Genomic DNA, 23451 nt, shown 5'->3' on the forward strand with positions numbered 1-23451 from the left:
TAAATGGAAAACGGAATTGCCAAACCCATGCTTCGCTCCCTGCTGGTCTCCTACGTGCTCAGCGGCATCCTCCTGGCCGTGCTGGCCTTCGCCCTCTACCAGCTGCGCCTGAAAGAGGGACAGGTAAACATCATGGTCTACGCGATCTACTTCATCACCTGCCTCCTCGGCGGCCTCACCGCCGGCAAAGGCATCCGCCAGCGCCGCTTCTTCTGGGGCCTCCTGTCCGGCCTGCTCTACTTCCTGGTCCTCTTCGCCGTATCCTGGCTCATGAACCGCGGCTCCGCCATCGACATCCACCGCTCCCTCACCGTCATGGCCCTCTGCGCCGCCGGCGGCACCCTCGGCGGCATGCTAAGCTAACCCCGCCCCCGAAACGCAGTTAGCACCCCCGCCCCCAACCACCATACCGCGGCCTCTCCCCCGCCATACTTTCACCACCAACCACGCAGAATTCCCCCTCCCATACCCCAAAAACCATCGAACTCCTTCCCTCCTCCCCCCGCCCGGCCCCCAGCGCCGGAACGGGGTGCAAACGGATGAGTGTGCAGGGGGATTGGAAAACGGACCGCAGGGGCTTAAGGCCGGGGAGGGAGAAAAGCAGGGAGAAATCGTGTTCTCCAAAACACGATTTCAGGCGACCTGAGCGGAGAAAGCCTTCAGGATTTCTCCGCGAATAGAGCCGGTGCCCTGTTTTTCTCCCTCCCCGGCCTTTAGCCCCTGCGCTTCGTTTTCCACCCCTGCGCGCTCATCCGTTTGCGCCCCGTTCCGGCGCGTACCCCCCGTCTGCCCTCCCGTCCCGGCGCGTCCCCCCTTCGCAATAAAAAAAGAGCCCCCAAGCCTCCGCCCAGGAACTCCCCATCCTCCTCATTCCCCCTTAAAACTCCTCACCACCTGCGCCCCCGCAATCATCATCGCCCCCAGGAAAATAAACATATCCCCGAGATTAAACACCACCTTCTTCAATCCCTTCCACTGCACGCTAAAATAATCCACCACATACCCTCTAAAAATCCTGTCATACAGATTACTCAGCGCTCCCCCAATGGTCACCGCCAGCCCAATCCGTTCCACCGCCGAATCCTTCCGTTCCATCAACGCCACCAGTCCCCCCACCAGCGCGGACACCACCATCAGCGGAATCCCTTTCACCAGCTCCGGCTTCTGCTTAAGCACCCCAAACGGAAATCCGCTGTTATGGTTCTTATACAGCCTGATCCACCCCTTCGCGCAGGGCAGATCCCGCGGAAACGTCTCATCCTCCTGATCCTCAATCACCTGTTTAATCCCCAAATCCAGAGCCGTCAATCCTCCAATCAGCCAACCGTACATCGCTCCGCCTCCTTTTCCCATCCAAATCATTCTTCACAACCGTCCACGCTCTCACAGTCAGGCAAAATATTCCCGCCAAAGACGCAGACCCGCCAAACAACTACCATTATTTTACTATGTTCTCCACCCACCGTCCAGTGAAACGTTTCTAAAATTTCGCATATAATAGTAGAAACGCCCGGACTGCGAGGCAATTTATGGCACTCTGTCCCTTTAACCCGGCTTCCGAGGACTACGCGGATTTCATCTACAACTACAGCAGCCAGAATGTGCTCTCCCCCACCGGCCCTCTGCTCTCCGGGGCCTGCACGGAATTCGTCACGCAAAACTACGCGATCTTTTACGTCCCTCTAAACAGCATCCTTCCCCTTTCTCTGGAGAAGTATGCTTACTACAGCATTCCCAATCTGTTCACCCCCCTGGACACCTCCAGCATGGACGCCTCCGGCATTCTCTCCACCTTCAACACCCCGGCCCTGGCAAACAAGGGCGCGGGCACCATGATCGGCTTTCTGGATACCGGCATCGACTACACCAACCGCCTGTTCCGCAAACCCAACGGCACCACCCGAATACTGGGAATCTGGGATCAGACCCTGCCGGTGGACACGGATGAACTCCCCCCCGGCGTGCCGGACTATTTTCGCATGAGCGGAGCGTCCTACGGCACTGAATTCACCGAAGAACAGATCAACGAAGCCCTGGCCTCCGACGATCCGCTGTCCCTGGTTCCCTCCCGGGATACCAACGGCCACGGCACCTTTATCGCGGGGATCGCCGCCGGGGGATCGCTACCGGATGACTCCTTCACCGGGGCAGCCCCGGAGTGCAGCCTGGTGGTGGTCAAACTGAAGCAGGCCAAGCGCTACCTCCGGGACTACTATCTGATCCCGGAAGACGCCACCGCATTTCAGGAAAACGACATCATGATGGGCATTAAATACCTGCGGGTCATGGCGCACCGCTACCGCATGCCCCTGGTCATTCTCATCGCCCTGGGCTCCAACATGGGAAGCCATGAGGGGCTCTCGCCCTTAAGCACCTCAATCCAGGACGTAACCCGCTTCCTGGGCTTTTCCGCCGTGATCGCTGCGGGAAATGAGACCGGCCTGTCCCATCACTTCGAGGGCATTATCCCCTCCGACGAGCCCTACCAGGATGTGGAAATCCGCGTGGGGGAGGAGGAATCCCGCCGGGGATTCGTGCTGGAACTGTGGGCCACCAACTCGGACACCTACTCCGTGGGTTTCGTCTCCCCCACCGGGGAGGCCATCAGCCGGATTCCCATCATTTCCGGCAATGAGACCCGCATCCCCTTTCTGCTGGAGGATACGGTGATCACCGTCAACTACCAGCTGATCGAGGCCCTCACCGGCCGCCAGCTGATCTTCATGCGGTTTGAAGAACCCACCGTGGGCATTTGGCGCATCCGGGTCTACAACTCCCAGTTTTTCACCGGGAGCTATCACATGTGGCTGCCCGTGGAGGGCTTCATCTCCGACCAGACGGTGTTTCTCAATCCCAGCCCCAACAACACCATCACGCTGCCGGGAAACTCTCCGTCGCCCCTGACCATTGGCGCCTACAACCACCTCAACAACAGCATCTACATCCACTCCAGCCGCGGCTACACCCTCTCCAACGTGATCAAGCCGGACCTGGCGGCTCCCGGCGTGGATGTGTACGGCCCCGCCCTCACCGGCCCTCCGGACACCGTACCCATGACGCGCCGCACCGGCACCTCCGTGGCCGCCGCCCACGCCGCCGGAGCGGTGGCCAACCTGATGAGCTGGGGGTTTGTGGAGGGAAACGACCGCTCCATGAGCGAGGCGGCCATCCGCTCCTACCTGGTCCGGGGAGCAAAACGAAATCCAGCGCTGTCCTACCCCAACCGCGAGTGGGGGTATGGCGCGCTGGATCTGTTCCAGACATTTCTTCATCTGAGGGAATAAATCCGCGGAAAAAATTGCGGATACAAACTTATGGGGATCATCCGTGTAAGATCAGCCGCGCATTCGGATCAGCGGCCCGCCGCTCTTCTCCAGGTACGGACGGGTGACCACCACGGAGCCGATGTTGGAGTCCTTGGGAATCTCATACATGATATCCAGCATGAACTCCTCCAGGATAGCCCGCAACGCTCTGGCGCCCGTGCCCCGCTTGATGGCCTCCCCGGCGATCCAGTCCAGGGCGTCGTCCTCAAACACCAGCCGGACCTCGTCCATGGCCAGCAGCTTCTCATACTGCTTGGTGATGGCGTTCTTCGGTTCTCTGAGGATGCGCACCATCATATCCCGGTCCAGCCCCTGAAGGGTCACCGTCATGGGCAGGCGTCCCAGGAACTCCGGGATCATGCCAAAGGTCCGCAAATCCTCGTTTGTCACGTAGCTAAGCAGGTTGGGATCCTTGTCAAAGGTATCCCGCAGCACCGCGCCGAAGCCCATGGAGGACTTTTTGGTCAGCCGCTCCTTAATGATCTCCTCCAGGTCGGGGAACGCGCCGCCGCAGATAAACAGAATATTATCCGTATTGACCGTAGCCATGGGCGTCATGGCGTTCTTCTGGTTGGACCCCACCGGCACCTCCACCGTGCTGCCCTCCAGCAGCTTGAGCAGCTCCTGCTGCACGGATTCGCCGCTGACGTCCCGGGTGTTGGTCTGCTTTTTCTTGGCGATCTTGTCGATCTCATCGATGAAAATGATGCCCTTTTCGGCGCGCGCCACATCGTTGTCCGCAGCGGCCAGCAGCTTGCTGACCACGCTCTCGATGTCGTCTCCGATATACCCCGCCTCCGTCAGGGAGGTGGCGTCCGCGATGGCCAGGGGCACGTCCAGCAGCCGGGCCAGGGTTTTCACCAGATACGTCTTGCCGCTGCCCGTGGGGCCGATCATCAGAATGTTGGATTTCTCGATGGTCACTTCCTCATCCGGCCCGGGGGCGGTCTCCTCCTCAGGCTTCCCATCCAGGAACGCGCGCTTGTAGTGGTTGTAAACGGCCACGGAAACCACCTTCTTAGCCTTCTCCTGGCCGATCACGTACTCGTCCAGCCGGGCCTTGATCTGGTGCGGCGCCGGGATATCCTTCATGGACAGCGCCGGCTGTTTGTCCGCTTTCTTGCGGATCTTCTGCTTCTTGGGAATCTCCATACCGGGCTGGTTTAAATTCATCTCGTTGAGATTCATGTTCATATACGGCATCCCGGGCAGCTTGGAGAGGTCCATGCCGCTCTTGGTCACCGTGTCAAATGCCTTCTGCATGCAGTCGTGACAGAGGTTCATACCCCCGGGCATGGAGATCATGGTTCCCGCTTTGCTCTCCGGCCTGCGGCATATGTAACATACCTTCTCATATTGATCGTCATCCCGCGCCTGGCCCTTGTCCTCCGGACCGGCGGGATTTTCCTTTATCTCATCCTGGTTCTTATCGCTCTCTCCCAAAGTGTTTCTCCTCTCTGCTTCTCAAAAATAGAGTCTCCGTTCCTCTTAGTATATAACAAAATGCCTCCCCTAACAAGAGGAAGCATTTTCAATAAATGGAGCTGTCCTACTGCTCATCCGCCGGCATGGGGGCCAGGGTGACCGGCACCTTGTGCTCCACATACTGCCCGTCCTGCAGCGACTGCACTGTCAAATCCACCGTCTCCCCAACCTCGTAGGAGGTGAGCACCTCCTGCAGATCCGCCATGGTTTTCACCGACTGACCGTCGAACTTGGTGATAATGTCCTTCTCAAACAGCCCGGAACCGGCTGCCGCCCCGTCCTCCAGAATCTTGTAAATATACACGCCCTCGGGCATACCCAGGGCCTTGGCGGTGTCCATGTCCACGGTAATACCCTGAATTCCCAGATATTCCCTTTTCTCCTCGGCCACCTGGGTCTGGGTCTTTTTGTTCATCAGATCACCGATGATGTCCTCAGCCTTGGAAATGGGAATGGCGTAGCCGATGCCCTCCACCTCGGTGGAGGCGTACTTGGCCGCGTTGATACCGACCACCTCGCCCTTCATATTCACAAGGGCGCCTCCGCTGTTGCCGGGGTTGATGGCCGCGTCCGTCTGCAGAAGCGTCCTGGTGTTATTCTCAGAGGTGCGCACCTCCCGGTTCAGCGCGCTGACGTAACCCACGGTCACCGACTGGCCGTAACCCAGGGCGTTGCCGATGGCGATCACGCCCTGCCCTACTTTGAGAGCGTCGGAGTCTCCAAGCTTCGCCACCCGGACTTTGTTCCGCGTCTCCTGCGGGATATTTTCCAACGGCACCGCGATGATTGCCAGATCGGAGTCGGAATCCGTACCCTTGACGGCCGCCTCCACCACCTCGTCGTCGATGAACGCCACCTTCAATTCCTTGGAGTCCGCCACCACGTGATTGTTGGTCACAATCAACAGCTCCTTGTCGTTCTCCCCCACGATGATGCCGGAACCGCTGCTGGGCACCTCGTAGGTCTGCGTGCCGCCGCCCCCGAAAAACCAGGAGTAGGGATCATTGCTCTGATACTCCATCAGGCTGGTGATCGCCACCACAGAGGGCATCGCCTCCTCCACGATGGAGGACACGTCCACACCGCCGGAGCTGTAGGGCCCTCCGCCGTTGCCATAAAATTTCCCCGCCGGAGGCTGGATATTCTCAATACTCCCATTGTCCTGGCCGGGCGTCTGGGTCTCCTGTGGCTTCTGCTCCTCCGTTTCCGCGGTTCCCTCTGGCGCAGACACGGCCTGGGGCAGAAAACTGGCGGCCGCCATATTTACGCCCACCATGGTGACACCCGACACGCCGCCGAACAGAATTGCGCCGGCGATGAGACCGGCCACTCTCTTGACCGCTCCCCCCTTCTTCCTGCGGGGCGGCCTGGACGGACCGCCCGGCCGCGGCGCTCCGCCCCCTGGGTTATTGTAAGAACCCGGGCCCTGCTGCGGACCCTGGCTGTAATTCATTCCATTTTCATACTGCTGTCCATTCTCATACATGAACACGCACCCCTTTCTCTGAACATTCTCATTTGTTCCGATTCTGGGAATAAGTTTATCAATGAAATGTGATAAATTTGTGACATTTTTATTAGAAAACCCTAAAATCTTAAAGCCGCTGCCCCAAAAGCCAGGCAGCGGCCTTATAAAACGCTTAGTGCGGCTTCACACAGCCCCGGATTTCGTCCAGGGAGCGGATTCCCAGCTCGTCCAGACGGCGGTCCAGGGATTCGATCAGGCGGGGCATAAAATCCGGCCTGGTCAGATTGGCGGAGCCCACCTGCACCATCCAGGCCCCGGCCATGATGTGCTCGATCACATCATCGGCATTTGTCACGCCCCCTGCGCTGAAAATGGGGATGTCCACGGCCTTGTGCACCCGGCTGCAGCTCCACAGGGCCAGGGGTTTGAGTCCCGGACCGCAGTAGCCGCCGCTGCCGCTGTTTCCGCAGCGGAATTCACGGCTGTGAACGTCGATGGCGCAGCCGGTCAGCGCGCCGAAGGAGGTAAACCCGTCCGCCCCGCACTCCCTGGCAATGGCGGCGATGTCCTCCACGTCCACCATGGTGGTGGGCACCTTGATGATCAGAAGCTTCTCCCCCGCGGCCCCCCGGACGCCCCGGATCATTTCCCGCAGCCATCCGTAATCCCGCCAATACTGGCGCGGGTCCGTGGCCGCCATGGAGTAGGGGCAGTTCATGTTGATCTCGATTCCCGCCACCTCCCGGCAGCCCGCCGCGGTACCGGCCAGCTTTACCAGCCCCTCCAGGTCCTCGGCCTTCAGGTTCAGAATCAGAGGGGAGTCCTGCCAGGGCAAATGCACGGCGATCTTTTTCACAAATTCCATCACGCCCAGGCTGTTGCTGCCCAGGGAGGTGATGTAGCCGTACTCCGCGCCGTAGAGCTTCCTGGCTCTGGAGACCGAACCACTTTCCATCATGATGGAATTGGGCATCAGCGCGCCGAGGAGGCTCAAATCGTAGTATTTTCCGTATTCGATCAGATCGCCCAGCCCGGCGGCGGCCGGCATGATCGGATTTTTAAAGCACAGTTCCCGTTTTCCCACGGGAATGCGGACAGATAAGTCAGCCATATTGTTCCCCCTGTCTATTCAAATGTGTGGAAACAGCGGCGGTCCGTCTCAAAGTCCACCCGCTCGTAGGGCAGGTAGGGGCCGCTGCAGCACACGGGTATTCCCAGCCGGATGGATTGGCTGTGCAGGTAACAGCTCTTGCAGCCGCCCACCCCGCAGCTGATCCTGGTAGCGGCGAACACGTCAAAGGGCAGATGCTGCGGCCGGTCCCAGACAGCGGTAAGCTTAAGCAGGACAGGGATGTTGAGCGCGGCGGCTACCGCGCCGGGGCGGGTCTGCTCCAGCTCCCGCGCCATCTCCTCCACCGATTCCACCGGTCGTACGGACGGATTTTTTCCCAGAAATTCCCTGTCCATCGGATCGCACAGCACGATCTGCCTGCACCGGGGCTCCGCTTCCAGAAATGGAGCGGCGAGAAACCAGGTGGCGGACTGGGACAAAACAACCGTGTCCGCGCCGGGCCGCACCGCGCGGCCGTTGGCTCCCCAGACCACCAGCGGGGTTCCGGGCTTCGCCTCATACAGGGATGAATGTTCCACCGCGCAGACCGCAAATCCCTGATCCGTGCGTTTCTGAAGCATGTAGGGATAAGCCCAGCAGGTGGGGCCGCAGTCCATTCGGATCATGACAAACTGCCCCGGGCCAAAGGAAATCTCCGGGTACTCCACCAGAATTTCTTTCCAGCGGCGTTTTCCCGGTCCTCCAAGCTCCCGGACCTCCAAGACGTGCGTCTCTACGATGTTATTATGTTTGAAAGGCATAGATTCCTCCGTTTCATAGCTGCATGATTTACATAAAGACTCCCGCGCCGGGTCCCAACGGGAGCTTAAACAGCATCCAGACCAGGAACTGCAGGATCAGCACCACGGCGATGGCCACAGTGTAGGGCAGCGCCAGAACCATGATGGTTCCCAGGCCCACCTTGCCGTAGCCCTTGGGTTTCCAGAGCGTGTAATAACCGATAATCGCGCCCAGCATGGCGTTCATCGGGCAGATCGAGTTGGTGATGGCGTCGCCGATCCGGTAGGTCATCTGGATCACCGCGGGGGACACGCCGATGGACGCAAACAGCGGGATGAACACCGGCGCAAACAGGAGCCATTTGGTCAGTCCGCTGATCACAAACAGGTTGGAGAACATGGTGATCAGGATCAGTCCCACCAGGGCGGCGGTGGGGCCGATGTTAAAGTCCTTGAGGAACTGGCCGCCGGCAGCGCCGATCATATCGCCGATGTGGCTGTCCGAGAATACCTGAATCATGATGCTGGCGCTGAGGATGATGACAATGAACCCGGACACATCCGTGATTCCTTTCGCCATCATGTCCGGCAGGTCCTGAAGGCTTTTCAGGCTTCCCGACACCTTGCCGTAAATAATACCGGCGAAAATGAAGTACAGGGTGATGATCATCACCAGGCCGTTCAAAAACGGCGACGTGGGCAGAATGGTGCCCTCCGGGGACCGGAGCAGGCCGCCGGACGGAATGGTCATAAAGGCCAGAAGGCCGAAATAGACCAGGGAAAAAATCCCCGCGGCCCGCAGGCCCTTAAGCTCGGCCGGCGTCAGCTGGCTGTCCGAGATCAGCGTGCTCCCCCCGCCGGTTAAGTTGGCGTTGGGGTCCCGCAGCGGAAGCTTGTTCTTCATGATGGTTTTGCTGACCACCACCATAGTGATCGTGATGAGGAACGTGCTGACCATGATGAAATACCAGTTCATCAGCGGATTCACCGGGGCGCTGATCCCCAGATTTCCGGTGATCTGCTGGGTCACGGCGGCCAGGTTGATGTCCGTGCTGGTGATCACGATGGTGGCCGAGTTGGCAGCAGTGGCTCCGATGTAGGAGAGGGTGATTCCCAGCCAGGGGTTAAAGCCCATGGCGGCGAAAATCGCGCCGGAGAGCGGCGGCAGCACCACCACGGCCACGTCCGCCAGGAGATTGCCGTTGACCGCGATAAAGGCGATGATCAGCATCATCCAGGTGGGGGAGGCCCCCAGCAGGACCCGGCGCACAAACGCGGACAGCAGGCCGGAGCGCTCCGCCACCGCGATGCTGATGATCACCACCAGGGCGGTCTTTAACGGGCCGAAGGAGATAAAGGTCTGCGGGAAATTGATGACCATATTTAACAGATAGTCTTTGGTCACCAGGTTTTGAATGGTAAACACTGTCTCAGCAGTCTCGCTGCCTCCGTTGGTGGCGGACAGGGCGGTCACAGAAACCCCGGCCCTGGACATGACAAGCGACAATACCAGTATGATGCCGGACAGGATCATAAACAGAATGAACGGATGGGGCAGAGCGTTTCCAGCGCGTTCGATGGAGTCCAGTATCCTGTCCACACGGGATTTTTTTCCATCCCGCGCAGCAGCTACAGCTACATTCTTACTCATTTGTTACCCTCCTATGTTCGGGCTGCCTTCTCTGCAGAAGAAAGCTTCCCTTGCCTTTGAATTCCCTTGCCGGCCCGGCTTTTTATGTTATAATTAGGGAAACGTATCCCTGATCGACGGCCTGCGGCTGCCGGTCTTGTATCATCAATCTTAGCATATGACGGATGGTTTTACTAATACGGATCGTGGATAGGTTATCTCAAATACAGATAAGCGGGGGGCAATGGGAATCTTATGGATATCAAAAACCTGGCGTACATATTGGAGGCTTACAAATGCCGCTCCATCAACAAGGCGGCCCAGAACGTGTACATTTCCCAGTCACACTTGAGCAGTATCATCAAAAACGTGGAGAGCGAGATCGGCTATGCCGTGTTCATCCGCACGCCCTCCGGCCTGACCGCCACCGACGAGGGGCGGTATTTTCTGGAAAATGCCGAAAAGATTGTAAAAAACTGGAGCAGTATTCTGGACGTGCCCGATATTTTCCGGGACCGGAACACGCTGACCATCTGCTGCACCCCGTCCTCCAACATTTTCCAATATTTTCTGGATTACAAAGAGCTCTATCCCGCCAAATGCAGCGACACCTTTCTGGAGAGCGGTCTGAAGGAGACCATGACCGGTATCGTGAACCGGCGCTGCCGGATCGGCATTTTGATGATGCTGGAAAGCCAGCTTCCCAAATACAGCCAGCTGGCCAGCGATTACAAGCTGGATTTCACCGTAATGAAGCAGCACATTCCCATGCATGTGTACATGTCCCGCTCCCACCCTTTGGCGGGCGCCGCCCGGGTAACCAGGGCGGACTTAAGCTGTTACCCCACTGTGACGGACGTCAATCTGGACACCGACGACCGCCTCAGTCTGTCGGACGGGCGGCAAAATACCCTCTATGTGTCGGACCGGGGCACATCCTACGACGCGGTCTGCAAGGGCGGTTACCTGTTAGCCGGGCTCATCCATCCGGGCAACCTGGAAACCATGGACTGCGTCAGCAAACCCCTGGCGGACGGCGAACCGGTAGCAATCTGTCTGATCAAGTCCCAGCTCTACGAGCTGAACCTGCGCGAACAGCAGTTTATCGCGTTCCTCTCCAGAAGGCTTTCATGCCTCTGAGAAATTCCCGAGTATTTCTGAGTCCACAGCCAAACAGGGCGCCAGCTTGTGCTGGCGCCCTGTGGCACGTGGTTCTGTATTTTATTCACCGGTTCAACCGTTCCCGCCCGGGCCCAAAATCACTGATCCGGGACCTCCCGTGCTGTTGCTCTCCGTGGGTTCCGACGCCCTGGTGGTCGAAGGTACAGTCGAGTTATTGTTGTACGGGGACCTGGTGGGCGCCGTCGCCGCTCCGGGGCCGGATACATCGTCCGGTGAGGTTGTCGCCCCTGCGCCCGGATAAGCCGCCGTGCTGGAAGACGTGGGCCTGTCGCTGCCGGGCTGTGACGGTCTGGTTCCGCCTCCCGGGTATGCGCTGGTCCCGCCTCCCGGATAGCTGCCGGTTCCTCCGCCGGGATACGCGCTGGTTCCACCGCCGGGATACGCGCTGGTTCCGCCTCCCGGATACGCGCTGGTTCCACCGCCAGGATATGTGCCGGTTCCGCCTCCCGGATAGCTGCCGGTTCCTCCGCCGGGGTATGTGCCGGTTCCGCCCGGGTACCGCGGATCTTCGTCCTCCGGTGGGTCGATCACATTGCCGAATTCGTCTGTTTCCAGCTCCAGGCCGTCCGGGAATTCCCCGTCGATAATACCGGGTTCCGTCTCGAACGCGGTGGTTTTCTCCTCGTTCTCCTCCTCCGTCTCCGCAGCCGTTGTGGCCTTGGGCGCCTGGGTCGGTTTGGGAATATATCCGCCGTCCGTGCCCACGTGGTCTATGGGTTTGCCTTCTTTATAAAGTCCCGAGTCCGCCGCAATCTTGGAACTGATCTTTTTGACCATTTCACTGGGCTCGTAATTATCATCCCCAAACAGGAACTGATGCAGCAGCACCACATTGCTCTCCAGCGTCTGCGGAATTACGCAGTCACCCTTTTTCCCCATGTTGAGGTCGCCTCTGGCCTGGGGGAAGCCTGTTGTCTCCCCGATATAGAATTTGGTCACGGTTTTCGCCAGGGGGATTAGATCGTTTAAGTCCACGCTGCTCTCGATCTGGCCCAGCACAACCTCCATAACGTTGTTCACAACCGCAAAATCCGCTTTTTTCAGCTTGTCAAAGGCCAGCTGAATGACCTTTCTCTGGCGCTCCGTTCTGGCAAAGTCCGTGTCCATCTTTCTCAGTCTGGCATAAGCCACCGCCTGAACGCCGTCCATGTGATTCATGCCCGCGTGGGTCAGCTGTACGGAGCCGACTCCGGTGGCCTGCACCGTCTCTGTGATAAATGCATTGATGTAGTAGAACTCCGCCTTGCTCAGCTCGATGTCCACACCGCCCAGAATGTTGATGGCGTCGATAACGGCCTTCCAGTTGAACACGGCATAATCGTCAATCTCCAGATCCAGGTTCCGGTTCAGCGCCTTGACCGCCTGATCCGGGCCACCCTTGAAATACGCCTGGTTGATCTTATTATAGCTTCCTTCCTCATCTATGTTCAGATACGAATCGCGGAACACGCTGACCAGTTTGATCTCGCCCGTATCCTGATTTATGTTGCAGATAATGTTCACGTCCGCGTTGTTCCCCCTGCCCAGGGAATTGTTCCGGCTGTCAACGCCGAACAGCGCCACAGTCCAGAACCCCTTCATACTTTCCACTTTCTCGTAGGACAGGTTCGGGTTCGTCATCTCCGCCATGTTGATGTTGGGGTTGCGCTGAATCGAGTTCAGCTTCTTTTTGACGGGCACGATCACCAGGAACAGTAATGCCAGGAACAGCAGCTCCACCACGATCACGCCGATCATCACTTTGCGCCAATAGCGGTTCTCTGAGCTCTGCTTGCCGCTTCCCCCGCCATTTCCCCGGCCTCCGCCGGTTCCGCGGTTGCCTCCGTTTCCGGAGCCGCCGCCTTTGCGGTCCGTCTTTGGGCCGCTTTCATCCAGATCGATCCAGCCGTCGGTTCCGTTTCCGGCCGCTCTGGCGCCTGCCGCCCCGCCCGTTTCGCCTTTAAAACGCGGGCGGTCTCCAACGGTAGCGCGCTGCCCTGCGGCTGCACCCTGTCTGCCTGCCGCAGTGGCGGTTCCCGGAACATTGCCGGGCTGCCCGGCGCGCCGGGCGCCGGTTGCGCCCGCACCGGGCGTCTGGGGTCTTGAACCGGCCGTGGTTCCGTTAGGGGACTGGGTTCTTGGCCCGGCGGCGGTTCCACCTGCTGCCTGGGTTCTCGCCCCGGCGGCGGTTCTGCCCGCTGCCTGAGTTTTCGCACCGGCGGCGGTGCTTCCGTTTGCTGCCTGGCCTCTCGCTCCGGCGGCGCTTCCGTTTGCTGCCTGGGTTCTCGCTCCGGCAACAACGCTTCCGCCCGCCATCTGGCCTCTCGCTCCGGCGGCGGTGCTTCCGCCCGCTACCTGACCTCTCGCTCCGGCAACAGCGCTTCCGCCCGCTGCCTGGCCTCTCGCTCCGGCAACAGCGCTTCCGCCCGCCATCTGGCCTCTCGCTCCAACTCCGGCGCTTCCGCCCGCTGCCTGGCTCCTCGCTCCGGCAACAGCGCTTCCGCCCGCCATCTGGCCTCTCGCTCCAACTCCGGCGCTTCCGCCCGCCATCTGACCTCTGCTCCCGGACGGCGCTGCACCTCCGGCAGCGCGGCTTCCCGCCCCCGCAGCTCCAGCCGCAGTCCGGCCGCCGGTTCCAAGCCCATTGGCTCCGGTCCGGCCATCCGCGCTCGCAGCCGCCGCGGTCCGTCCGGCCGCTCCCTGAAGCGCAGCGCGGCCGCCGGCGTAACCGCCCGCAGCCCCTGCATCCGCGCGTCTTGAACGGGCGGCGTCCGGCCTTCCCCCGGCCGCGGCCGCTGTTCTCCGCCCGGCCGTGTCTCCCGCCGCTGTCTGACCCGCGCTTCCCGCCGGACGTCTGGCTGCGCCTGCTTCTCCCGCACCGTACTCCGCGCGGCCCGCCGTCCTATAGGTTCCGGATGTACGGCCAGCCGAATCCCCGCCTGCCGGCCTCGCCGGGCGCTCTGTCCCCGACGGCCTGCCCGCGGCAGCGCTGTCCGCCTGCCGGCCAGCCGCCGGTCTGCGGCGGCTCTGCCCTGCGCCGTTCATCTCCTCCTGATCAAATCCATTTCCACTCTCAAACTCACGATTCATGCGTCATCCTCATTCCATTGCGCGTGCACCATCATACCTGCCGCGCACACCACTTGGGTATCAATAGTATGTGTTTTCCCATACAATTAATATGCGTTTTTATTGATAAAGCCTTTAAAGATCGTCAAAAACATAATTTTAAAATCAAATCCCAGGCTCCAGTTTTCGATATAATAAAGGTCGTGTTCAATCCGCTTCGTAATGGAGGTATCCCCCCGGTAGCCGTTGACCTGCGCCCAGCCGGTCAATCCCGGACGCACCTGGTGCTTGATCATATAGCGCGGAATTTCTTCCTTAAACTTCTCCACAAACAACGGCCGCTCCGGCCTGGGCCCCACCAGACTCATGTCCCCGACCAGAATGTTGAAAAACTGCGGCATCTCATCGATGCTTGTCTTGCGGATAAACTTCCCGATGGGAGTCACTCTGGGATCATGAGGAGTCGTCCACTGACTCCGCTCCTTTTTAGGATCCTGGACCTCCATGGAACGGAATTTATACATTTTAAACGTATGGTTGTGCAGTCCCACCCGTTCCTGGCTGTACAGCACCGGTCCCGGAGAAGTCACCTTGACCAGCAGGGCCGTAACCAGCATAATGGGCGAAAAAATAACCAGACCAAACACAGCCCCCGCAATATCCACCAGCCGCTTCATGGTGGCGTTGAACATATTCGTCAACGGCACGTGGCGGATATGGATAATCGGAAGGCCCTGCAGGTCCTCCATAAACGGTATGGTCGGTATCATATTATTGTAATCCGGAATAAATTTGGTGTGAACCCCCGACTTCTCGCAGGCGGCCACAATCTCCTCCAGATTCATATACTCCTTGATGCTGAGGGTGATCGCGATCTCATCCAGCGTATTGGAAGCCAAAAACACCTCCAGATTGGCAATCGGGCCCAGCACCTCCACTCCCTTGTAGGCATAACCCGCCGGCTGATGGTCGTCCAAAATCCCACGGATCTGATATCCCCACTCCGGGTTAACGCAGACCCGGTCCACGAACCCTTCCGCCGCCCGGCTGTAGCCGATCAGCAGAATGTGTTTCAGATTAAAGCCGTTGGAGCGCATAGAGCGCAGGAACAGGCGGATCGCATTCCGCTCCAGGGCCTGCATCACAATATTCAGCGCAAAGAACGCCAGAATCATTTTTGTAGAAAAATGGTACAGGTAGCCGTTCTTACGCGCTGCAAACAGCACAAACGTAATCAGCATCAGGCCGATAATATTGGCCTTACAGATATTAGCAAACTCCAGGCGCCGGCCCTGAACCCGTTTCGGCGCATACAGATGAAATCCGCCGTACAGCAGCAGATACACCGGAACAATAAAAAGCAGCGCTGCGAAATAATACTGCGCCGGGACAACGCCCTCCGTCACAGGCAGCACCTTACCGCTGATCATAATCAGCCACACCAGGCTGTACGTCACCACAATAAACAGCGCGTCCAGCACCACATGCAGCCGGTTCAATGTCTTTTGATTATCCTTAATCATTCTATCTCATCTCACCCTAATTCCCGGCCAACCCCCGCCGCCGCAAAATCCGCTCAAAAAACTCCGAATATCCTGTATATTATACATGATCTGTCAAGGCTTGACTATAAAAAATATCTTAATTTTTTCCGACTACGAGCCGGGCAGGGGGCCTTAGGGAAGGGTCCGGGAGCGTGCTCGCACGTTCCCGGGCACTTTTCTAAGGTCCCCTGTGTGGCGACAGCCACAAAGCCTGGGGCCGCGCGCGGCCCCAGGCTTCCCGGCGGACTCTCTCCCGCCAGTCCCCCCTTCCCAGCTCCCGCGCCCCCCTCACCTCGTCTGATCCATTATCTTCTCTCCCCTAATCTTCCCCACCTGTCTCCATCCAAACTCCCACAAATACACCATCATTCCCGCCATCATCTCCCCCTGAGCTCTCCAGCAGGCCCCACTCTTCACCTTCCGAAAATCCACTCTCCTACACTTCCCCCTACTCCCAATCCCTTCCAACACCCCATCCCAATAAACCTTCCCAAACCCCAACCTCTTAAAAAATCCATACTTCACCCAAATCCCCACTGCCAGCGGCACCGCGTTCAGCGCCAGCTGCCAGTCCGGCATATTCTTATAATTCAAATACACATTATTCCTTGCCGCCAGCCTCACCTTAAACTCATTATACTTCGACCCGCTGGTCCCGCTCCCCACATGATACACCACCGCATCCGGACAATACACATTATCATACCCGGCCAGCTTCGCCCGGTATCCCACATCCATATCCTCCAGATACGCAAAATGCATCTCATCAAAATACCCAATCTCCTCAAACACACTTTTTCTGTAAATCCCAGCCCCCGCGCACGCCGAAAACACCCTGCAGGCCCGGTTATACTTCCTCGCCGGCCTCCCCACGCCTCTCTGAAACGCCCAGCCCAGCACGCAGTACATATCCCCCGCGTCGTCCATCAGTTCCCGGTTAAACATCTGCACCATCTTAGGACTCACCGAAAAAATCCGTTCCGACCTTCCAATGGCCCTCACCAGCTCCCCCACATAATCCGGCTCCGGCTCCGTGTCATTATTTAACAGGATCACATAAGGCGTATCCGCCGTCCTGATCCCCACATTCACCGCCCCGGAAAATCCCGTATTTTTCTCCAGAAAAATCGTCGGAATCCCCCGTTCCTTCAACCACTCCGCACTGCCGTCCGTGGACCCGTTGTCCACCACCAGCACCTTAAAATGCCGGTACACCTGCAAATCCAGCGCCGCGAAGCAATCCTCCATGAACCGCAGTCCGTTATAATTCGGTATCACCACCGTCACCATCGTCCGCTTCATGCCTGTTCCTCCGGCGCAAACCGATCGTACACGCTCAGATCATAAGGTTCCCCGATTTTCTCCTTCAGCAGATCCCGCAGCGCGAAATTAGACTTGCGCAGCGTCAGATTCGGATTATAATACGGATCCCCATTCTGAATGATATCCGGCCATTTCTTAATAAAAACCGCCACCTCCCGGTTAAACCGTTCGATCTTCTCCGGCGTATCCTCCAGCCCTCTGGACTTGGACTCATAATGGTACAGCAGCGCATACGGCGCATACACCACCAGTTTCCCCAAACTGCGCACCTTCATGCAATAGTCGATATCATTAAACGCCACGGCCAGCTCCTCCGAGAGTCCGCCCACCTGATCGAACACCGACTTTTTCGTCATCATGCAGGCCGCCGTCACCGCGCTGTAATCCTGGGCGCACATGGCCCGGTGGAAATAGCTGTTCTCCGCCTTATGCAGCCCAATAAACGTGTGCCCGGCAATCCCGCCGAACCCGACCACCACGCCCGCGTGCTGGATCGTATCGTCCGCATACAGCAGTCTTGCGCCCACGATCCCAACGTCCTCGCGCTGGCAGAAACCCAACATTTCCTGAATACAATCCGGCTCAATAATCTCCGTATCGTTATTCAGCAGCAGCAAATATTCTCCCTTCGCGAACCCGGCCCCAAAATTATTAATGGCCGAGTAATTAAACTCCCGCTCCCAGGTCACAACCCTCACATTCCCGTGTTCCGCCTGAAGCCGCTCATAATACGCAAAGGTCTCCGCCTCCGTACTGTTATTCTCCACAATCACAAACTCCAGGTTCCTATACGTCGCCCGCTCCATCAGCGACTTCACGCAGACATCCAGATCCTGCCAGTGATCCTTATTGGGAATCACCACCGACACCAAGGGCTCCCCCTGAATCTTAAACTTCGTGTGATAAATCCCAAAGTCCACGCCCTTCACCACGGACTCCGCCTCGATTCCCATGCGCTCATAGTGCGCCATAATGGCTCTGGCCCCGGCCTCAAAGGCATACCGCTTGCTCTCCGGGTTGCTGGCCGTGGAATTCTGATGGCAGCGCCAGTGGTACAGCACCTTTGGAATATGATAAACCTCCTTCGCCGCCTCCGTGCACCGGAAAATGAAATCATAGTCCTGGGCCCCATCAAACTCCTGCCGAAACCTTCCCACCGTTTCCAGCAGATCCATCCGCACCACAAACAAATGGCAGATATAATTCACGCTGGTCAAAAGATCCGGGTTGAAATCCGGCTTGAAATGCGGGTCGAACAGCGCCTTCCCGTCCATGTCCAGCTTATCCTCGTCCGAATAGATCACCTGTGCGCCCGGCCGCTCGTTAACCGCCTTCACCACCTCGTACAGCGCATGAGGCGGCAGCGTGTCGTCGTGGTCCGCAAGCACCAGAAAATCCCCCCGCGCCATATCCATGGCCGCGTTGGTATTCCCCGCGATCCCCTTATTTTCTCCCAAAATCTGGTAACGAATCCGCGAATCCTTCTCCGCGTACCTGTGCAGCACCCGCTCCAGGCTCTCGCCCTTGGGGCTGCCGTCGGCGATGCAGACCTCCCAGTTGGTATACGTCTGGGCCAGAATAGAGTCCAGCATCTCCTTCAAATACCGCTCCGGCGTCTTGTAAGCCGGAATGGCGATGGACAGCCTGGGCTCAAAATCGAACAGTTTCTTCCTCTGGGCCTCCAGCTCCTCCTCCGTGGGTTTGGTCAGCTCGTACCACTCCCCGTAATCATAGTCGTTGTCCAGCCCCTGAAGCTTATGTTTGGACTTGACCACCAGGGCCTTTAAGCCATGTTCCTTCCAGAAATCCATGGCCACATGAACCGTTTCCATGTTCATCAGGTCCTTGAGTTTCTCAATACGCTTGTGGGCCACGCTAGAACGCCTGGCGATCAGCTCCTCATTATATTTGATCTTCGCCTGCTTCCCCTCGCAGCGGATCAGCAGGAAATAGTTTTTTCCGCGCTCATAGGGAAACCGGATGTCAAAGCCGAAGTCCCTGTCATAACATTTTTTATAATAAATCTGGCTCACATCGTCCCGCCTGGTGGGGACATACTTAAATTTCACCGGGTTGTGCCGCTCGTCCTCCACACGGAACGTCGCCTTGCTCTCCGGGGATTTGCCGATCACCCAGCCGTTTAAGGTAATGGAATTTTCCCGAATCCGGACCACATCAACTTTATATTTCATCGTTTACTCACCATCCTGTATCTGCTGCGCCCCGGACTTCTCATCCCTGCCAAAATTCAGCCGCTCTTCCTCGATCACCAGAGGCCGTTTCATCACCCGCTGGTTGATGCTCATAATATACTCCCCAAGCAATCCAATGAAGAAAATCTGAATCGACCCAAGAAACAGCATCCCGATCAGCATAGGCGCCATGCCGGCCGGAAAACGGTCCCACCAGATCAGCTTCATCACCAGGTAGACGAGGGCCACCACCATGCTGAGCCCGGCGCAGATGCTGCCGAAAATGGTAGCCAGCCGCAGCCCCACCTTGGTATAGGAAGTGATACTCAGCATAGCCGCATCATACAGGCGGTAGAAATTGTTGCTGGTCTTGCCCGCCCGGCGAAGGGGCTGCTCGTAGGGTATTTCCTTGCGCTTAAAGCCCAGCTCCGCCACAATTCCGCGCAAAAACGGCGTGGGATCGTTCAGCCCCCGCAGAACCTGGATAAATTTGGCGTCATAGAGGCCAAAGCCGGTAAACTGCTCGATCTGCTCCACGTCGGAGAGTTTTTTGATCAGCTTGTAATAACAGCCTCTGAGCCAGTACATAAACTTGTTCTCCTGGCTGCTCTTCTTGATGCCGATCACAATTTTATACCCGGACTCCCACTCCCGCACATACTGGGGAATCATTTCCACCGGGTCCTGGAAATCCGCAGCCATGAGAATGGTGCAGTCCCCGCTGGTCTGCAGCATGGCGTAATAGGGGGAATTAAACTGGCCGAAATTCTTGGCGTTAAAAATCGCCTTGATGTCCGGGTCGCTCTGGCAGAGCCCCCGCAGCAGTTCCCGGGTCCGGTCCCTCGAATCATTATCGATAAAAATCAGCTCGTACCGGTAATCCGCCAGCTCCTTCTCAAACAGGGCCGTGATCGCGCGGCTTAAGGGGATTACGTTCTCTTCTTCATTATAACAAGGCACTACAATACTTATGGTTTTCATATTATCTCTCGTTTACTCCAGGATATCGTATTTGCGTTCAATCGTTTTGTACCATGACCTTGACCAGGTCTTTCGGCTTGTGGTGCATGAGCTCCAACGCCTCCTCCACTTTGTCCAGGCCGTGCAGCCGGTGGGTCACCATTTTCCCCGGGTCCACCCGCCTGTACTGAACCATTTTCAGCATACGCTCGATGCGGGCGCGGCCGCCTCTTGCCAGCTCCATGTGGATGGTCTTTCCGGCCATGCCTCTGCCGCCGGAAAATTTCGGGTAGCCGATGGAGCCGGTTCCGCCGTAATAATTTACATTGGAAACCGTTCCGATGCCGTAGCGTACCATGTCCACAGCCTGGGTGAACACCTCGTCCCCGCCACCGCAGATGATCACGCCGTCCGCCCCGAGACCGTCCGTCATGTCAAGGACCTGCTCCACCACGTCCCCGTCCCGGTAGCTGATGACATCCGTGGCTCCGTACTCCCGGGCCAGGTCCACACAGACCGGGCGGGTTCCCACGCCGATGATCCGCGCCGCGCCCATGTGGGCCGCCCCGGCCACCGCCATCAGGCCGATGGGCCCGATGCCCAGCACAACCACGGTATCTCCGGCCTTGATATCCGCGTACTCCGCCCCCGTAAAGCCGGTGGTCATGGTGTCCACGCACATCAGCGCCTGCTCCAGCGTGACCCCCTGGGGAATCTTCGCCAGCGTGGTGTCCGCGTCCGGAATCAGAAACCGCTCCGCAAATACCCCCGGCTGGGTTCTGCCCAGCTGATGGCCGGAAAATGGCTTCCCGGCGTGGCGGTCGTTGCCCTCCTGGATGGCCAGAGCCCGCCAGTCCGGCGTGATGGCCGGAACCGCGACGACCTCTCCGGGAGAGAAATCACGCACCTGATCCCCCACCTCCAGAATCCGCGCCACGCACTCATGACCCAGAATCAGATTGGGCGCCTTGGGCGAACCCCCTCCGTACACGGTGTGCACGTCCGACGAACAAGGCGTCATGGCCACTGGGGCGAGTATTGCTCCGTAAGGGACGAGGGACGGCTCGGGGGCATCGTGCCAGCCGACTACACCTGGTTTTTTTAGTACAAATGCTTTCATGGTGGGGAGGTCCTTTCTTTTTATGTGGTGATTGGGATGGGGGGATTCGCGGAGCGTCTGAGGCCAACACCGGGATTCGATGGTCGTCTGGGCCAACGCCGGAATTCGCGGGCCGTCCTAAGGAATCTATCAGGCTTCGCCTGGTACCCCATAATCCAACGGTTAGAATTCGCGGGCCGTCCTAAGGAATCCACCAGGCTTCGCCTGGTACCCCTTAGGACAAAATCTATAACGTCTCCAGATGATTGAACCGCATCGCGCGGACTTCCACGTCTTTGCCGAACCGCTCCCGGATGCTTGCTGCGATCTCGTCCGTATATCCCGGTGCGGTGATCACGATGGCGTCCACCGGGTGTTCTTCAAAATGTTCCGGGCCTACGATGGGCAGGTGGGAGGCGGGTGCGAATTTTCCCTGTTTGAACGGGGCGGAATCGATGATGTACTCCGCCTTTTTCCCAAGCTTGGTGGTGGCCGCCAGCGTGAAACCCTGGTGGCTGGCGCCCCAGATGGCGACCTTCTTGTTCCACGCCTTGAGGTATTTCAGGTACGTGTCCATTTCCTTGCGCAGGTTCACATAACATTCCAGCAGATTCCCAGTCTCCATCTGTGGACGCTTTTTAACCACTACTGACAGGGTGTCCCGGTTGATGATCTCGCATTCCTCCACAACAAAACCGTTCCGCTCCAGAAGCGGCGTCAGGGTGTCAAAGGTATAGTAGGCGATGTGATCCCGGATCAGCTCATAATAGCTGTTGTGGTCCATGATATACTCAAAGCTGGGCACGGTGATCAGGCCCATGCCGTCGTCGTCCAGATTGCGGTGGATCGCCTGCAGCATGGCGCAGGGATCTGGCTGGTGCTCCAAAAAATTGAAGGACAGGAACACATCGTAAGGCCCGTCCGGAAAAACCGTGTCCTCCGTCTCCGTAAACCCTTCCGTCACATCCAGCCCGCGCTCCCTGGCCAGGGCCACCAGCCTGGGATCGTGCTCGATTCCGTGGGCCTCCACCGGGAACTCGGACAGCACACTCAAGAATTCGCCCTGTCCGCAGCCCACCTCAATAAACCGTTTTCCTTCCAGATGGTAGGTGTCGATCAGATGCCGGTACTGGTATCTGCGCAGCTCCACCATTGTCTTGGAAAATCCTCCTGCCCGGATCACATCCCGGTAATAATCCACCGGCTCGCAGTCAAACTGAACCAGCCCGCAGCCGGCGCATTGACATAAGTCCAGAGTCAGCCCTTCGTCCGTCTTAACTCCCTCTGCATCCGGCATGTGCTGGGCCGAAGCGGGCATGTTATCTAGCGTAAGCAGCGGCGTCTCCCACAAAGGGGCGCCGCAGGCGATGCATCGTTTCATTAGCTATTCTCCTTATAAAACTCATGGTTGGCAATCATTTCCCGGATTCCCTCCTCAAAGGAGATCCTGGGCTGAAAATTCGCAGCCCGGTATAATTTCCCCGTATCCGGGTTCAGGGACACCACGCCCTCCGCGTTGGGCGGGCGTTTTCCGTACTCAAAGGTGCCGCGACCTCCGCAAAGGCGGTGGATTTCCCCGATAAACTCCCGCAGCGGCCTGGTATCGTTACCCGCCACATTATACACGCCGGAAGGGGATTTTGCAAGCAGCAGACCGGTAATGGCCCGGACTGCATCTTTAATATAGAGATAGTTCCACAGCTGGGTACAGGCCCCAAACTCCATATGCCCGCCCTTTAAAAAGGTGTCCACGCAGCTGGACACCAGGGACCAGGGATGGTCTCCCGGACCGTAAACGCTGAAAATCCGTGTGTGCAGATAGGTGATTCCCAGCTCCCCGGCCTTCTCCCCGGCCCGGCGGCACACCTCCAACTTGTCCTTGCCGTACTCTGACACCGGATGGCAGGGGGAATCCTCGCGCATAAGACCGTCCGTAATCCCGTACTCCGCCTGGGAACCGCTGAACAGAAAGCGGGTGCAGCCCAGACGCGCGGCTGCCCCCAACGCCTCCAGGGCATAACCAATATTCCGGGCCTGAATCTCAGGGTTCGTGCGGTTGGCGCTCCCAGAGCCTTCCCAGCCCAGATGGAGCCACAGGTCCGCCCGTCCCTCCAGGGCCGGGTGGCGGTCCAGCGTCCCGCAGGCGCTAAGGTCCACCGGCAGTACAGTCAACTGCCCGCCGGTCTCCCGCTGCATTGTTTCCAGCTCCCCCCGCCCGGCCGAATCCGGGCGCACCGCCGCAAACACCCGATGGCGTTTGTCCAGCAGTTCCTCCACAACGGCCCTGCCGATAAAACTGGTGGCTCCGGTCACAACAATACGCATGTCACATACTCCTTCACA

General features: G+C 58.3%; 17 protein-coding genes. 3 read left to right on the plus strand and 14 right to left on the minus strand.

The window, feature by feature from the left end; genetic code table 11:
• Positions 1-3: 3 nt before the first annotated feature.
• Entirely contained in the window at positions 4-363 is a 360-nt protein-coding gene (locus tag ACK2JC_RS09220) for a TIGR04086 family membrane protein (RefSeq protein WP_007707738.1), read from the plus strand.
• Between the two features lie 504 nt (positions 364-867).
• Here ACK2JC_RS09220 and ACK2JC_RS09225 read toward each other — a convergent pair.
• Positions 868-1332 carry a signal peptidase II gene (locus ACK2JC_RS09225; protein ID WP_233460738.1) on the minus strand — a complete coding sequence of 155 codons (465 nt, stop codon included), beginning with the start codon at positions 1330-1332 and terminating at the stop codon, positions 868-870.
• A 197-nt stretch (positions 1333-1529) separates the two neighbouring features.
• On the opposite strand from ACK2JC_RS09225, the gene ACK2JC_RS09230 reads away from it, so the two are divergent.
• A complete protein-coding gene (locus tag ACK2JC_RS09230; protein ID WP_309471936.1) occupies positions 1530-3284 on the plus strand; it encodes a S8 family peptidase in 1755 nt (584 codons plus the stop codon).
• A gap of 51 nt (positions 3285-3335) precedes the next feature.
• Here the strand turns inward: ACK2JC_RS09230 and clpX are convergent, their stop codons facing one another.
• The 5 genes from clpX to ACK2JC_RS09255 form a co-directional block, all read right to left on the minus strand.
• Positions 3336-4769 (minus strand): ATP-dependent Clp protease ATP-binding subunit ClpX, encoded by a 1434-nt coding sequence (gene clpX, locus ACK2JC_RS09235; protein ID WP_206197035.1) that lies wholly within the window; start codon positions 4767-4769, stop codon positions 3336-3338.
• A 106-nt stretch (positions 4770-4875) separates the two neighbouring features.
• A complete protein-coding gene (locus ACK2JC_RS09240; RefSeq protein WP_411338477.1) occupies positions 4876-6297 on the minus strand; it encodes a S1C family serine protease in 1422 nt (473 codons plus the stop codon).
• A 154-nt stretch (positions 6298-6451) separates the two neighbouring features.
• On the minus strand, positions 6452-7390 hold the full coding sequence (locus ACK2JC_RS09245) for a dihydroorotate dehydrogenase (protein ID WP_320937787.1): 939 nt from the start codon (positions 7388-7390) through the stop codon (positions 6452-6454).
• Between the two features lie 14 nt (positions 7391-7404).
• The gene (locus ACK2JC_RS09250) at positions 7405-8151 is read right to left on the minus strand and encodes a hypothetical protein (RefSeq protein WP_320937788.1); all 747 of its coding nucleotides are present in this window, start codon (positions 8149-8151) and stop codon (positions 7405-7407) included.
• A 28-nt stretch (positions 8152-8179) separates the two neighbouring features.
• Positions 8180-9781, minus strand: coding sequence for an AbgT family transporter (locus ACK2JC_RS09255; RefSeq protein WP_320937789.1), 1602 nt, complete (start codon positions 9779-9781; stop codon positions 8180-8182).
• Between the two features lie 234 nt (positions 9782-10015).
• Here ACK2JC_RS09255 and ACK2JC_RS09260 point away from each other — a divergent pair, with 234 nt between their 5' ends.
• The gene (locus ACK2JC_RS09260) at positions 10016-10900 is read left to right on the plus strand and encodes a LysR family transcriptional regulator (RefSeq protein ID WP_092366080.1); all 885 of its coding nucleotides are present in this window, start codon (positions 10016-10018) and stop codon (positions 10898-10900) included.
• 93 nt (positions 10901-10993) lie between these two features.
• Here the strand turns inward: ACK2JC_RS09260 and ACK2JC_RS09265 are convergent, their stop codons facing one another.
• The 8 genes from ACK2JC_RS09265 to ACK2JC_RS09300 all read right to left on the minus strand — a co-directional run bounded on the left by ACK2JC_RS09265 (position 10994) and on the right by ACK2JC_RS09300 (position 23433).
• Entirely contained in the window at positions 10994-14011 is a 3018-nt protein-coding gene (locus tag ACK2JC_RS09265) for an LCP family protein (protein ID WP_368271458.1), read from the minus strand.
• An 86-nt stretch (positions 14012-14097) separates the two neighbouring features.
• Positions 14098-15513, minus strand: a complete 1416-nt coding sequence (locus ACK2JC_RS09270; RefSeq protein ID WP_092366077.1) for an undecaprenyl-phosphate glucose phosphotransferase — start codon at positions 15511-15513, stop codon at positions 14098-14100.
• 309 nt (positions 15514-15822) lie between these two features.
• Positions 15823-16836 (minus strand): glycosyltransferase family 2 protein, encoded by a 1014-nt coding sequence (locus ACK2JC_RS09275; RefSeq protein WP_320938575.1) that lies wholly within the window; start codon positions 16834-16836, stop codon positions 15823-15825.
• Complete coding sequence (locus ACK2JC_RS09280) at positions 16833-19049, minus strand: glycosyltransferase family 2 protein (RefSeq protein WP_320938574.1); 2217 nt, start codon at positions 19047-19049, stop codon at positions 16833-16835. Before ACK2JC_RS09280 ends, ACK2JC_RS09275 begins: the two co-directional genes overlap by 4 nt.
• Before the next feature lie 3 nt (positions 19050-19052).
• Positions 19053-20030 (minus strand): glycosyltransferase family 2 protein, encoded by a 978-nt coding sequence (locus tag ACK2JC_RS09285; RefSeq protein ID WP_092366068.1) that lies wholly within the window; start codon positions 20028-20030, stop codon positions 19053-19055.
• 37 nt (positions 20031-20067) lie between these two features.
• A complete protein-coding gene (locus tag ACK2JC_RS09290) occupies positions 20068-21129 on the minus strand; it encodes a zinc-binding dehydrogenase (RefSeq protein WP_092366065.1) in 1062 nt (353 codons plus the stop codon).
• A gap of 226 nt (positions 21130-21355) precedes the next feature.
• Positions 21356-22489: a class I SAM-dependent methyltransferase gene (locus ACK2JC_RS09295; protein WP_107435805.1), complete on the minus strand. Its 1134-nt coding sequence runs from the start codon at positions 22487-22489 to the stop codon at positions 21356-21358.
• Positions 22489-23433: an NAD-dependent epimerase/dehydratase family protein gene (locus ACK2JC_RS09300; protein ID WP_107435806.1), complete on the minus strand. Its 945-nt coding sequence runs from the start codon at positions 23431-23433 to the stop codon at positions 22489-22491. Before ACK2JC_RS09300 ends, ACK2JC_RS09295 begins: the two co-directional genes overlap by 1 nt.
• Positions 23434-23451 lie beyond the last annotated feature (18 nt).

The sequence above is a fragment of the Enterocloster lavalensis genome (genome assembly GCF_046603895.1).
In the GTDB taxonomy this organism is placed as follows: Bacteria; Bacillota; Clostridia; order Lachnospirales; family Lachnospiraceae; genus Enterocloster; species Enterocloster lavalensis.